This is a genomic window from Aquimarina sp. AD10 (assembly GCF_003443715.1).
Taxonomy (GTDB): domain Bacteria; phylum Bacteroidota; class Bacteroidia; order Flavobacteriales; family Flavobacteriaceae; genus Aquimarina; species Aquimarina aggregata.
The window spans coordinates 924,708-938,279 of sequence record NZ_CP031965.1; the positions used below are offsets into that span (position 1 = coordinate 924,708).

General features: G+C 30.3%; 11 protein-coding genes. 7 read left to right on the forward strand and 4 right to left on the reverse strand.

What is annotated here, in order from left to right; all coding sequences use genetic code 11:
- Positions 1–58: 58 nt before the first annotated feature.
- The 3 genes from D1816_RS03855 (at position 59) to D1816_RS03865 (ending at position 3,083) form a co-directional block, all read left to right on the forward strand.
- Entirely contained in the window at positions 59–973 is a 915-nt protein-coding gene (locus tag D1816_RS03855; protein ID WP_082832314.1) for a DUF302 domain-containing protein, read from the forward strand.
- Positions 974–1,244: 271 nt separating this feature from the next.
- Positions 1,245–2,552 carry an FAD/NAD(P)-binding oxidoreductase gene (locus tag D1816_RS03860; RefSeq protein ID WP_118501238.1) on the forward strand — a complete coding sequence of 436 codons (1,308 nt, stop codon included), beginning with the start codon at positions 1,245–1,247 and terminating at the stop codon, positions 2,550–2,552.
- Between the two features lie 69 nt (positions 2,553–2,621).
- Complete coding sequence (locus D1816_RS03865) at positions 2,622–3,083, forward strand: isoprenylcysteine carboxylmethyltransferase family protein (RefSeq protein WP_158597733.1); 462 nt, start codon at positions 2,622–2,624, stop codon at positions 3,081–3,083.
- Here the strand turns inward: D1816_RS03865 and D1816_RS03870 are convergent.
- Complete coding sequence (locus D1816_RS03870; protein WP_118501240.1) at positions 3,075–4,283, reverse strand: multidrug effflux MFS transporter; 1,209 nt, start codon at positions 4,281–4,283, stop codon at positions 3,075–3,077. The genes D1816_RS03865 and D1816_RS03870 overlap by 9 nt on opposite strands.
- Before the next feature lie 108 nt (positions 4,284–4,391).
- Here D1816_RS03870 and D1816_RS03875 point away from each other — a divergent pair, with 108 nt between their 5' ends.
- Complete coding sequence (locus D1816_RS03875; protein WP_118501241.1) at positions 4,392–5,018, forward strand: hypothetical protein; 627 nt, start codon at positions 4,392–4,394, stop codon at positions 5,016–5,018.
- Between the two features lie 102 nt (positions 5,019–5,120).
- Positions 5,121–5,693, forward strand: coding sequence for a DUF4251 domain-containing protein (locus D1816_RS03880; RefSeq protein ID WP_118501242.1), 573 nt, complete (start codon positions 5,121–5,123; stop codon positions 5,691–5,693).
- Positions 5,694–5,710: 17 nt separating this feature from the next.
- Here the strand turns inward: D1816_RS03880 and D1816_RS03885 are convergent, their stop codons facing one another.
- The gene (locus D1816_RS03885; protein ID WP_118501243.1) at positions 5,711–6,829 is read right to left on the reverse strand and encodes an AraC family transcriptional regulator; all 1,119 of its coding nucleotides are present in this window, start codon (positions 6,827–6,829) and stop codon (positions 5,711–5,713) included.
- 206 nt (positions 6,830–7,035) lie between these two features.
- Between D1816_RS03885 and D1816_RS03890 the strand changes: the two genes are divergently transcribed.
- Positions 7,036–8,682, forward strand: a complete 1,647-nt coding sequence (locus D1816_RS03890; protein ID WP_118501244.1) for a serine hydrolase — start codon at positions 7,036–7,038, stop codon at positions 8,680–8,682.
- A 325-nt stretch (positions 8,683–9,007) separates the two neighbouring features.
- Here D1816_RS03890 and D1816_RS03895 read toward each other — a convergent pair whose 3' ends face one another.
- Both D1816_RS03895 and D1816_RS03900 read right to left on the reverse strand, forming a co-directional pair.
- On the reverse strand, positions 9,008–10,189 hold the full coding sequence (locus D1816_RS03895; protein WP_118501245.1) for a M50 family metallopeptidase: 1,182 nt from the start codon (positions 10,187–10,189) through the stop codon (positions 9,008–9,010).
- A 265-nt stretch (positions 10,190–10,454) separates the two neighbouring features.
- Positions 10,455–11,417, reverse strand: a complete 963-nt coding sequence (locus D1816_RS03900; RefSeq protein WP_118501246.1) for a BT4734/BF3469 family protein — start codon at positions 11,415–11,417, stop codon at positions 10,455–10,457.
- A gap of 264 nt (positions 11,418–11,681) precedes the next feature.
- Between D1816_RS03900 and D1816_RS03905 the strand changes: the two genes are divergently transcribed.
- Entirely contained in the window at positions 11,682–13,490 is a 1,809-nt protein-coding gene (locus D1816_RS03905) for a reverse transcriptase domain-containing protein (protein WP_118501247.1), read from the forward strand.
- Positions 13,491–13,572: the final 82 nt, after the last annotated feature.

Sequence of the window (13,572 nt, forward strand, 5' to 3'; positions counted from 1 at the left end):
ATCAATCCTTCACGTTAGTAAAGTAATAACATAACACAAATCATAAAACCCAACTACAATGAAAGCAATTACAATAGTATTAGCCTTTTTAATGATAAGTACTTCATGTAAAGATGATGATGACATGTCACCTGGTACTAATCCACCAGAAGTCTTAGGAATGTCGTTTACACAAAGTTCAATAGTTTTTGATGAGTCGTATACCGCTTTAAAAAGTAGTATCGATGCAAACAATAATATTAATATCATTGCAGAAGTAAATCATACCATGAATGCCACATCGGTAGGATTAACACTTAATCCAACAAGAATAGTGTTTTTTGGAAATCCAGCTCTAGGAACCCCATTAATGCAGCGTAATCAATTAGCGGGTTTGGATTTACCTCAAAAAATATTGGTTTATGAAAATGACCTAAACGAGGTATATTTAGGGTTTAATAATACAGCCTATTTATCTGCAAGACATGGATTAGATAATGTAACTACTTTACCAACAATCGAGGGTGCGCTCACTAATTTAAGTACCGGTGCCGCTATGGGAGAATTAATGGCTCCTCAAAATAGCATGCCAGATCAAGGTGAAGGTATTGTTACAAAAACCAGTAACAAAACTTTTGAAGATACGTATGCTAGTTTACAAATGGCAATTGATACAAATCCAAATTTAAGAATTATTGCAGAAGTAAATCATGAAATGAATGCAATGGGAGCGGGAATGGATTTGAATCCTACAAGGCTTATCATTTTTGGAAATCCAAATCTAGGTACACCACTAATGCAAAATTCACAAACAACAGCATTAGACCTACCTCAAAAAATGTTAGTATGGCAGGATGATGCCGATGTAGTTCATGTATCTTATAACGATCCCGCGTATTTAGTAAAAAGGCATGGTATCACCGAGAATGAAAATATACTTAGTACAATCACTATGGCACTAGATAATTTGTCTAACGTGGCTATTATGAATTAAATATTATTGTAATAGGAATAGTAAACCCATTATGTATTTGCTTTTTTAAACAGCAAAGGCACAATGGGTTTACTATTTATTGTGTTCAATAGCTTTCAACCGTTTCTTTCATGACCTTAGGTCTAATTTACTTTTCGATAAATATCTTATTTTTCTTTTGAAAATATGTGTTTATACGTGTAAGAATTATTTTAGACTATGTAACAAAAGTTACAAGAATTGGTGGTGCAATCCAGTAGTTTTATAAAGTTTATCTAAAAAAACAACTTTTATGACTACACATCATCAAGTATTAATAATAGGAGGAGGCACTGCGGGCATTATGGTTTCGGCACAGCTTCTTAAAAAGGATAAGAACCTTGATATTGCAATTATTGAACCTGCAGAAACACATTATTATCAACCCGCATGGACATTGGTGGGTGCAGGAACATTTGATTTTAATAAAACTGCAAAAACTATGGCATCTGTAATACCACAAGGAGTGCAATGGATTAAAGATTATGCAGTATCATTTGATCCTGATGTAAATACAGTGATCACAAAATCCAAAGGCGATATTACATATGATTATTTAGTGGTAGCACCTGGACTGGTATATGACTTTTCATTAATAGATGGACTAAAAGAAGCTATTGATAAAGGAGTAGTATGCAGTAACTATACTGATCCAAATCACACTTGGGAGGTTGTTAAAAACTTTAAAGGAGGAACGGCATTGTTTACACAGCCAACTACACCTATAAAGTGTGGGGGAGCTCCACAGAAAATTATGTATCTAGCAGAAAATCATTTCAAAAACAAAGGATTGAAAGCTAAAACGGATATTATTTTTGCGACACCGGGTTCTGTGATTTTTGGAGTAAAACCTATTGCAAAAACATTAATGGAAGTGGTAGATCGTAAGGATATAAATGTACGATTTCATCATAAATTAATGCGCATAGATGCTGATAAGAAAATAGCTTGGTATGAATTGGCTAAAACTATAGAAGAGAATAAATGTGTAATTATATCCGATAAAACCGAGGGAAAAATCTTAGACCCATCGGTTCAGCATAATTACAAGAATGTAAAAATGACTATTGAAGGTAATCGCTATGGTATTCATTATGATATGTTGCATCTGGCACCACCATCAGTGGCTCCAAAATTTGTTCAGGATTCATCTTTGGTAAATGATGCCAAATGGTTAGATGTAGATCATCATACCATGCAACACAATACGTATGACAATATTTTTGGATTAGGGGACGTAGCAGGGTTGCCAACAGCAAAAACAGGTGCTGCAATACGTAAACAAGTGCCTATAGTGGTTGATAATATTGCCTTACTTATGAAATACAATAAAATTGGAAACCAATCGTATAACGGATATTCATCTTGTCCTTTAGTAACAGATTATGGAAAAATGGTATTGGCCGAATTTGATTATGATAAAAACTTTATTCCAGATCCTAAGTTAAAACAATTAATGATCAATGACTCATCAAAAGAGCATTGGAGGTTATGGATGCTTAAAAAATATATGTTACCTTATTTGTATTGGAACAAAATGCTAAAAGGTCTTAATGTCTGATACCTGTTTCTGAACTTGTGAAAGAGGCATTATCTTAAGTGTTTTGCCTCTTTTATGTATCGTATTGTTATGAAATTAAAGTTAAAAGATTATATGTTTGTTGGTGTTCAAGGAGTGTTATTTCTTGTGTATCTCCTTATACCAAATGTGATACCTTTTACTACAGGAGTATCCTTAGCATTTTTTGGGATATGCCTTGTTAGCATAGGGGTGGTTATCTTAATAATCGCAATGCTGCAGCTACATAGCAGTATTTCTCCTTTTCCTACTCCAAAATCTAATGCTACTTTAATTCAAAACGGAATATTTGCCTATATAAGACATCCTATCTATACAGGGATTTTGTTAAGTACGTTTGGTTATGGTTTATTTGTAGGGAGTTTATTTAAAATACTAGTAATGTTAGCTTTGTACATTCTTTTTCATTTTAAGTCGGTATACGAAGAGAAACGTCTAAGACTAATGTTTGATCAATACGCCTATTATCAAAAGAAAACAGGAAGGTTTTTTCCGAGGATACGATTACGCTAAGACCTCTTTTTTGGCCGAAGTTTTCAGGTAGTATAAAATTACCATAGAAAGTACCGCACATACCAAAAAACCAATAAATAAAGGAAGCGTAGAGCTACTCACAAATTTTCCGATATAAATACTGATTGGCACAGCCATGATAGTAGAAACAAATCCCGTTATAGCAGCTCCTATACCAGCAATATGACCAATAGGTTCCATAGTCATTGCGCGTAAATTTCCGAATAAAAACCCAATAGAAAAGAACTGTAATCCAAAGAATATTAATAAAATAATAATATTTGGATTGGGAGTGTTATAAAACAATATAATGTATGTCAGTGAAATACCAAAAAACGCAAGGAGGGAAGTAGTTATCAATTTTTCCATCCCATACTTTAGTACTAGAGTTCCGTTTAAATAAATGGCACTTCCGATCGAGATAGCTAATAGTCCAAATATATACGGAAATTCATTTTTTAAATGATATTGTTCTTCAAAAATCTGTTGAGAAGCACTTAGGTAAACCATAAAAGAGCCCATGATAAAGCCAGAAATTAAGGTGTATCCAATAGTAGTTTTATGTTTTAGTAATTCTTTTAGGCCGTTACTAAAAATAGAAGGTGTAAATGCGATACGTTTTGAAACCGCTAAGGTTTCTGCTTGTCGTTTCCAAAACCAAGCCGATACCAGGACACTAAACAATAGCTGTACATAAAAAATAGCTTTCCAATCGTAATGATCTAAGACAAACTTCCCCATAGCGGGAGCGATAATGGGCACCAAAATAAAAACAACGGTTATAAAAGACATAATTCTAGCCATATAATCACCGCTATAAATATCTCTGATCATAGCAATACTGATAGTTCTGGGTGCAGAAAGACCGATACCTTGTAAAATCCTGCCTACGACCATCATTTCTAAACTGGTAGCAAATACACAAATTAAACTAGCCACAATAAAAAGCGCAAAACCCATATATACCACAGGTTTTCGTCCGATACTATCTGATATAGGGCCAAAAAATAAGGGCCCAATACCTAATCCCAGAAAAATCATGGTAATTAATAATTGATTATCTGCAGGATCTGTGGTGCCTATAGTGATTCCTATAATATCAAGAGCTGGTAATAGAGCGTCTATGGCTAAAGCTACTATAGACATTAGGGATGCCATTAGCGTAATAAATTCGAATTGAGCCAGCTTCTTTTTTAACATCCCGCAAAAGTACACTATTATCTCATATCAATATTTATAGATCTTGTATATTGTTGTAACGTAATGCTCTTTTTTTAAGTCCTTTAGGATAACCAATACTAACATAGTATGAAAAATGAATATTTTTTAACCAATATCTCTAAAACAAAAAGAGTAAACAGATACTTTAAATTAAGTGCTTTAACTATTTTATTATTAAGTATTTGTAATAATTATAATTTATTTTCTCAACAAGAAAATCCGGTTGATAAAGATCCAAAAGTATCAATTTCTGATGCATCCTATGTAGATAAGTTAAACCCTGGGCAATATGCTACATTTACGATGGATTATAAAGTGAATTCTAATTTGTTTTTAACTTTAAGAGGTGAATTAAGATCGCACGGTTTTGTGCAAGTATTTAAAGTACCGCTTATGGCAAAGCAATATGTCACTAAACAGTTTTATGTTTTAGGAGGTGGAGAAATAGAGATCACTAGAAATTTAGTGGATCCTAGGTTTTTATCTGCTGAGGAAGGAGAAGAATTTGAAAACGCAGAATTAGAGATAGAAAATTCAAGAAATGACAGTCCGAAACCATATTCTGCAGAGATTTATTTTAAATACGGATTTGGATACGAGGTAAATTCTAATTTTTCCTTAGAAGCAACTCAAGAATTGTTTTTTAATAGTGATAATTTTGGTGCTTATTCAAACCCAAATATGTTTTCTCTAAAAGGTAAGTTTAAGTTCTAAATATCTAAAGGTTATAAGGTTAAATGATTAATTATTAGTTAAATAAAAATATGTGATCTTTGATTTTTGTACATTGTAAACTAGTAGGAAAAATTTATACGTATGAGATTTCTTTTTTTAATCGTTCTAGGAGTGTTGTTTACTGCTTGTGGTAGTACAACATCGACTGTTGTTGATGCCGAGAAAATCAAAGCTTTAGATGCTTTGGTAGCACAAAAGAATTTTGAAATAGTATCAGATTGGGCATATCCATTGGCAAATGCTAATGTTAATGCTGTTGCCATTAGTGGATTATTACCACCGGGAAGTAATGCTAATTCGATTAGTTTGGTAGGAAATCCTAATCATTTAAGAATATATGGAGATAGCGTATCCATTTCTTTACCATATTTTGGAGAACGACAATTACCAGGAAGTTACAATCCCAGAACCATCGGATTTGAGTATGACGGGATTGCAGAACGCCTAAATGTAAAGTATAATGAGAAAAAACAACGCTATCTGATTAATTTCTATATTAAAAACAGAGAAGAATCTTGTAAAGTGATGTTGATACTTTTTCCGGATTTAGAAAGTGATCTAATTATTAATAGCAGCCATCGAACAACAATTAGCTACAGAGGAAATGTATCGCAGCATTCAGAAAATACGACTACCATTACAGAAAATGAATAATTATACGCTTTAAGTTTTTACGATTTTTCAACCTTTCTGATATATTCTGTAGGTGTAAAATTTGTTATCTCTTTAAACGCTTTATAAAAGGTAGACTTGGAATTGAATCCAACTTCAAATGCAATAGAAATTAATGTAAATTCTTTATGTTTATTTTCATTTATTCTTTGTAAAAAACACTCAACTCGATATTCGTTAACCAGTTCATAAAAAGTTTTTTTGTAGATATTGTTTAGAACCCACGATAATTTATTGGTAGTAGTATTAATTTCATTTGCTAGAATTGATAAACTCAATTCTGGTCGGCAATAGCCTTTCTTTTCTTCTAAGAAAGTGTCAATTAGATTTTTAATCTTAATTATTTCTTTTTCATCAAGTTTATTCTTTTTTTTAGATTCGTTTTCCTTATTTAAAGGAAATCTAATTTTAAATACTTCTGGGTGTTTTAAATTATAAAAACCTACTATATAAATTTGTATACCAAATATTAAGCATGATATATCCCAGATCATTCTGATATCGATTGGTAATTTAACAACAAAGCGTTCAACAATACCTAACAACCAAAAAATCATATAGACCAACAAGCAAACAAGCATGATCTTTATATACTTTATAATGGTTTGATTAAAGGATAGTTCTTGTTCTTCATTCTTCTCATAGTAATTTAGTAATCTATTAGATTTGAATAAATAAGCCGAAATAACAATGAAAAATACGACATCGTTAAAAAACAATAATGTATTAAAATAACGGCTTAAATCCTGTATTGAATCATAAATATAAACATGAAAAAAACAGTATCCTAAATACAATAGTGCTGGCAAATAGTGATAGTATGCTAACTGATAATTTCCATTCTTATAAAAGAGTAACCGCCTAATATAGGTATAAACTAAAGGGCCAATAAAAAGATAAAAAGTATTAATGATATTACCATATAACCTCAAAAAATCTCTTTCAAATTGATGGCCCATAGCTCTTTCGAATAAAAAGAGACTATAAATTGCCAATAAGTATTGTATAGCTCTGTTTGCTCCTGTATGCTTTTTAGGGATATACTGAATAGCAAAAATCAAAAACACACACTGACCAATAACCAATACCAAAAAAAGCTCATATAGCGATACATTCATGCAATTAGAATTTTAGCATTGCTGCGTTTTAATATAAAAAAAAAGAGTTTACTCTTTTTTATCATTTCATTTAGTTAGAATCTGATTTTTATTTACGTACGGACTAAAAAAATAGTCTGATACTATAGTTTAGGACATCTAATGACGAAAATGGTTACATCTAATGATAAAAATTAATTTCCTTTACAAGAAACCAAATTACGAATATGAAATCTAATTATTTATTTATCCTTATTACATGTTTATTACTATCATGTAAAAACAGTGGTCAATCAAAATCGAGCAATACATCATCAAACGAAATTGAGAACTTATTTTTTTCAACAGTAGACTTTACAAAAGCTAAAATTTCTTCTGAAGCATATTCAAAAAACTTCGATTTACATAACGACAACTTCCTTAGTATTGCTTTCACCTTAGATAAACCATTGATAAAAAGTCTTCAAGAGTTGGCACCAAGCCTGTCTGAAGAAGAATTGTTAAGTAAAGGGAATTTTCAGTTTTCATATTTGATAGATGGAAAATTAATTTATGTAGAAAACTTAAACACTGGAGCAGGACCAAAAACTCGAAAAACAGAGATGCTTAAACAAGTAGTGCCATTAGTAGCACCAGAACGAATCGGTTTTTGGGGCTGGTATATGTGGCAAAGATTTATGAAAGTTAATGGCGGGTTAGATGCGTTTACCGAAGGAAATCACACGTTAAGTATAGCAATAAAGCCTTATTTAAAGGATGGTACATTAAAAGTTGGCCCTCTTTTGGCAAAAGGAAATATCGCTGTAAAAGTGCCTAAAATTTATATAGATGAAAATTTAGTTCCTGTTCAGAAAATACAACCAAATAGTGGTTGGGAAATCGCTAAAGATAATTTTGACAACAATAAAATTGAAGCACTCAATAGAAAAATAGCAGAAGGTAGGTTTGAAGATATTAATAGCATTGTGGTGATAAAAGATGGTAAACTTTTAATAGAAGAATATTTTAACGATGCAACAAGAGATAGTTTACACAACCCTAGGTCAGTAGGAAAATCATTTGCCTCTACAATACTAGGAATTGCTATTAAAGATGAATTTATAAAAGATGAAAACACTTTGCTAAAAGATTTTTATGATTTAAAATCATATAAAAATTATAGTGCAAAGAAAGATTCTGTAACATTAAAATCACTTTTAACCATGAGTTCAGGATTCCTTGGTAATGATTGGGATAACGACAGTCCAGGGACCGAAGATAAAATGCAATCTACCGATAACTGGGTGAAGTTTACTTTAGATTTACCCATGCATAAAGACAAAATCATAGGCAAAGACTATAATTACTTTACTGCTGGTTCTAATTTGTTAGGAGATATTATTCATAAATCCGTTCCAAACGGACTTGTTTCTTATGGCGATAAAAAATTATTTGCCCCATTAGGCATTACCGAGTATAAATGGTTTCATACCCCTCAAAATGTTGCATATACAGGCGGTGGTATAGAACTACGAGCTATTGATTTTGCTAAATATGGACAACTTTATAAAAACAAAGGACTTTGGAATGGTAAACAAATCTTAACTAAAGAATGGGTAGAAAAAAGTTTAGCCAAACAAGTATCACAGGATTACGGTGGAATAAAAGGGATGCATTACGGTTACCTTTTCTGGAATAGAGTATATACAGTAAATGATAAAGATTATGAAGTATCTTTTTGCACGGGTAATGGAGGCAATAAGATTTTTATTTTTAAAGATATTCCTTTTGTTATTGTCATTACGGCTTCGGCTTATAACAAACCTGGATCTCATGCCAATGTTGATAAAATGATGATTGATTATATATTGCCTGCAATAATAGAAAAACAATAAAACCAGTTGATATGCTGCTCTTAATTTTGCCTTGAAATAGTAAAGTCGTTATATCTGTAATTATGTAAAATACTACGTATGCGCCAATTTACGATACTATATTTGTATTATAATATTCTGATTTATAAAACTTTGCTTTTAACCAAAGCAAAGTTTTTTTTTAGTTATTTTAAAAGTTTTCTAACGCAATCGAAGAATGAGATTCATGAACTCCTCTAAAACAATAAAAACCTTGTGAACTAAATGTTTCTTTAAAAAAAGGTAATAGAATACTTATTGCCCGTTAGACGATAGGAGAGTAGGGGAATGTGTGTGAAATGGGTAACTACCCTAAAATGCTTAATTTCTGTCTCGCCTTTTCAATATGTTCAGTAAGTAAATACGTGTCTTTATCGAGTTTTAAGGCTATATTGAAGTTCTCCAAAGCTTTATTATAGTTTTTAGTATCAAAATAATATATCCCTAAATTCATATAGCAATAAGAATTTTCATCATCTAATTCTAAAGATTTTTTAATATCCATAAGCCCTGCCTGTAAATCACCTAACTTAATCTTTGCTAAACCTCTATTGTTTAATGCATACGCATAATTCTCATCAAGTGCTAAAGCTTTATTAAAATCTTCTATTGCGATTTCATATTTTCCTAAAAGATTATAAGTATACCCTCGATTATTAAAAGAATTTATATTATTCAGGTCTAATTTTAATGATTTAGTGTAATCTTTAATGCATTCTTCCAAACTACCTTTGTATGATTTAATTAATCCAGAATTAAAGTAATCATTAGATGAGAATTTTCTCTTATGCCTTTTTGAGAAATCTCTATTTATTACATCAGCCTTGTCATAATCTTTAATTTGCAAATATGATGAGATGGCTAACCGATAAACAAAGTCACGTTTAATCCCTGATTTTATAATTTTTTCAAAAAGCGCTCCAGATTTTTCAAATTCCTGATTGTTATAATATTCAACGCATTTATGATATTCTTCTGGCAAGTTGCGGTACTTAAGTAACAATTTTATTTGTTGACCATCATTATGAACTTGTTTACCACTATGTAATGTAATCGGCTCGGAGTCTGGAACAATATTATGATAGAAATCTAATAAAGAAGATACAGCAATCATCATTGTAATGAATGTAATACTATCAGAATTACTTCCAAATAAACCTATATAAAGACAAAATGAACCAATAATCAAAGAGGTCAATGGCCCCATAAATATAATTACAATTCCTTTATTGATTGAAATATCTATTTGCTCACGAACACATAAGCCATACTCCCAAAGTAAAGGATTGTATTTAAAAAAAATCTCCAATCTTCCTAATCTAAAACGTAAGCTTTTCTTTGGATCACCATAAGAACCAATATAGATAGTCACTCCTTCTTTAGTATATAATAATGCGGGTATTGCGTGCCCCATTTCGTGTAAAAAAGTAGTGAAAGGTCTTAAAATCGCAAGTGTGGAGATAAATACAAGATAATGATGAAATTTCATAGTGATTTTTAACTACATCAATAATTGACAATAAAACTAGAAAAATTAATGTTTAAATAGCAATTTTATATAATGCAAATTATGAATTACAATCTGTATCATAATGTACTTGCGTTATGTCACTTTGCTTTGGTCAAAAGCAAAGTTTTTATACCTCTACAGTTTATTTTAAAAGTTTTCTAACGAAAAATTCTTTTAAAAAGGTAATGGAACACTTATTATGCGAGCCGACGGCAGGAGGGGAGTGGAATGTGTGTGGAATGGATTATATGCTAAATTTATCTTTTTTAGTAACAAAGCCTTTCTCCTTAGCGTAAAAGACAATAGTTCCTAAAGATATAGTGGTGGGCAAACTGAAATTTCTATTATTATAACAATATTTAAGTAAATTTTTACTCTCAAGTTCATTATGTCTTTCTTTATCTAATTCGCACAAACTTAAATAATATTTTTCTCCAACGTCATAACTAAAAGCACTAGCAATAGCAACTGCCACTCTGAACCATTCATCAAATGAATTAGTGATGGAAAAGTTTTTTCTCTTTAAATATTTAATTATCAAACCAATTTGTTTTCTGTGTTCTTGTTTGTTTAAACCTTCTGTTGCAAAAGCACTTTTTGAAAGAGATTTATTAATTGGTTCTCGATTTATATTTTTTCCTTTTGATTCTAACTCAACTATTTTATCAGTATATATTTTCGAATCACTATTTAAATATAAATCGTCATCCCAAGAAACAAAACATAATCTTGTTACATCACTACCACTATTGTCTAGTTCTATATTGTAATTTGATTGAAAATAATGTTTTAAAGAGTCAAAACTTGATTTATGCTCACTTGGACTACTTTTTAATTTTACTAAAGCTTTCAATCCTTCTCCAGATGGTGATAACCAAACTGAAAAAATATAGTCATCCTTTTTCAATATGTTTTTTGTGGATTGGACTTCAGATGTCTCTATATGATCTATATCCAAAATCATAAGATTATTATAAACATCTAAGTCTTTTAATTTTCTTCCATTTATAAAAGTGCCACAAAATGTAACAATAGGAAGTTTTATTTTTAGACTTTTATAAACATCATAATTATTACTACTAGTATTAAGTCTACATTTTTGAATTATAGTTTTATATTTCCCTTGCCTAATATCTTCCAGTTCCTCAAGTAAATCTACCTGATACACTGTCATTGAGTATATATTTTGAAATTTAGAAACTTTCATTTTTAGGCTTAAATTTAAAATATAAATATAGTATATTTGGTTATAAGGCGTAAGCAAGAGTGGAATTTACTTCCATTATATTGAACAGGTATAAGATTTTAAAGTCTTTAGGTGTTAGTAGCATTAATTTTTATGATTATAACCGAAAACACTAAAACAATTTACGAACCTAATAATCCTGATGCTTATGGTTTCTGCTGTATTTGTATGTGCAGCAATGTATCTCAATCAAATTGATTTCTACGCTCTACGCCTTATTTTTATATGAAAGAACTAGAAGATTATTATACAAATTCAACAATCATTAAAATGCTCTGTAAACATAGAGCGGGTATCTCTCATAAAAGGCATAAAAAACATATGATAAGAGATATTAGTCTTCATAAAAAGACTAATAAAATATTGATTTCTGATAAAGACAAAGAATTCTATAGTATTCAGTCTCTATTTCCTACGAGGAGAAACTGGAAGAAACTTAATCAATATGAGAGGCTCAATCCAAATCAATTTAATAATAGTTTGGAGAGGAATGAAATGAGGTTGTGGAAATCTTATAAATATGAAAAGTACCTCATTAATTTTAAAGGAAAGATACCTGAAGTTTGGTATAATAATTTAATTACATTCTGTGATGATATAAGAAGTAAAGTAAATGGTATTTCATCAGATGATTATCATATAACTAAACCGCAAATATTCCCTCTTCCAAAGTCAAATAAGAAAGGTAAATATATTTATCGTCCGATTGCAAAATATTCTTTAAAAGATAAAATAATAACTTCTTTATTGTCTAGATACTTGACTGTTAATTTTGATAATATATTTTTAGATTGCTCCTATGCATTTAGAGCAAGAAAGAATGGTAGCATTCCAAATCACCATGATTCAATAATTGAAATTCTAAAATATAGGAAGAAGAATAGAAAACTTTGGGTTTCTGAATGTGACATTCAGAAGTTTTTTGATACTGTCCAGCATAAGCATCTCCAAAAAGTTTTTAATGAGACTATAGAAGAGTTAAATAAGCTAGGAATAAATATATCTTCCACGGCGATTAAATTATTTAATCTATTCTTAGATTCTTATTCTTTTAATGAAGATGTTCTTACGAAGAATAGTAATCCTAATTATTTCAAAAATAATGGAGTTCCACTTGGAGAGTTTGGCTGGGTTGAAAAAGAACTTGTAAGTAATTATAGTCAAAATTATATAGATGATAATAGAATAGGAGTTCCTCAAGGAAATGCTATATCTTGTTTTATTGCGAATTTAATACTCAATAAGATAGATAAAGATGTCAAGAACGTCAATAATGAAATATTATATGTAAGGTATTGTGATGATATGGTTTTAGCTCATAAAGACAGAGATATATGCAAAAAAGCTTTAGAAGTATATAAAAAAGGAATCCGTAATAACTACTTATTATATCACGAACCCAAGGAGTTTAGAAATTATAAAAACTCTGCAAAGTCATTTTGGAAAGTAAAATCAAAAGAACCATATTTTTGGGGTAATAAATTCACTAATGAAAAAAACGTTCCTTGGTTATCTTTTGTTGGATATCAAATAAATTATAAAGGAGAAATAAGGGTCAGGAAAAGTTCTATACAAAAAGAAATAAAAAAACAGATTAGTGAAACTCAAAAAATATTGATTTCACTAGGTATAGATAATAATAGAAACTTAAAAGATATAAATGAGTATTCACGAAAGAGCAAAAACCAGATTGTTTTTAGTCTACAACAACGTTTAATTTCTATGTCTGTTGGAAGAGCTACAATTTATGATTCTGCTGCCACTGAAAATATTAATCAAGGTTTGTGTTGGACGAATGGGTTTCATTTATTGGGAAGGAATAGTGAAATTAAAAAAAGGATTATAGCTAAACAATTAAAGGAATTAGACAAAAGGAGGGAGGAACAAATAACTTATTTACGTAGAATGATTGCACATTTAGAAAAAGAAACAGATGATCAAGATGATTTGCCAAAATATATGGAAGATTTATATTTTGGAGTACCATTTAGCTATTATAACTATGTCAATCCTTTGTTTAGTAAAAAAAACTAAAGTTAGATGAGAGTAAATGGTGGGACGAATAGTTGAAGATTATTAAATTTATTAATTGTAATTATCTAAATTAGCAATTGAA

What these genes read in the sequence shown, in the direction of transcription:
- D1816_RS03855 (WP_082832314.1), top strand. Translation starts at nt 59, where the DNA reads ATGAAAGCAATTACAATAGTATTAGCCTTTTTAATGATAAGTACTTCA.
- D1816_RS03860 (WP_118501238.1), top strand. Translation starts at nt 1,245, where the DNA reads ATGACTACACATCATCAAGTATTAATAATAGGAGGAGGCACTGCGGGC.
- D1816_RS03865 (WP_158597733.1), top strand. Translation starts at nt 2,622, where the DNA reads ATGAAATTAAAGTTAAAAGATTATATGTTTGTTGGTGTTCAAGGAGTG.
- D1816_RS03870 (WP_118501240.1), bottom strand. Translation starts at nt 4,283, where the DNA reads ATGTTAAAAAAGAAGCTGGCTCAATTCGAATTTATTACGCTAATGGCA.
- D1816_RS03875 (WP_118501241.1), top strand. Translation starts at nt 4,392, where the DNA reads ATGAAAAATGAATATTTTTTAACCAATATCTCTAAAACAAAAAGAGTA.
- D1816_RS03880 (WP_118501242.1), top strand. Translation starts at nt 5,121, where the DNA reads ATGAGATTTCTTTTTTTAATCGTTCTAGGAGTGTTGTTTACTGCTTGT.
- D1816_RS03885 (WP_118501243.1), bottom strand. Translation starts at nt 6,829, where the DNA reads ATGAATGTATCGCTATATGAGCTTTTTTTGGTATTGGTTATTGGTCAG.
- D1816_RS03890 (WP_118501244.1), top strand. Translation starts at nt 7,036, where the DNA reads ATGAAATCTAATTATTTATTTATCCTTATTACATGTTTATTACTATCA.
- D1816_RS03895 (WP_118501245.1), bottom strand. Translation starts at nt 10,189, where the DNA reads ATGAAATTTCATCATTATCTTGTATTTATCTCCACACTTGCGATTTTA.
- D1816_RS03900 (WP_118501246.1), bottom strand. Translation starts at nt 11,417, where the DNA reads ATGAAAGTTTCTAAATTTCAAAATATATACTCAATGACAGTGTATCAG.
- D1816_RS03905 (WP_118501247.1), top strand. Translation starts at nt 11,682, where the DNA reads ATGAAAGAACTAGAAGATTATTATACAAATTCAACAATCATTAAAATG.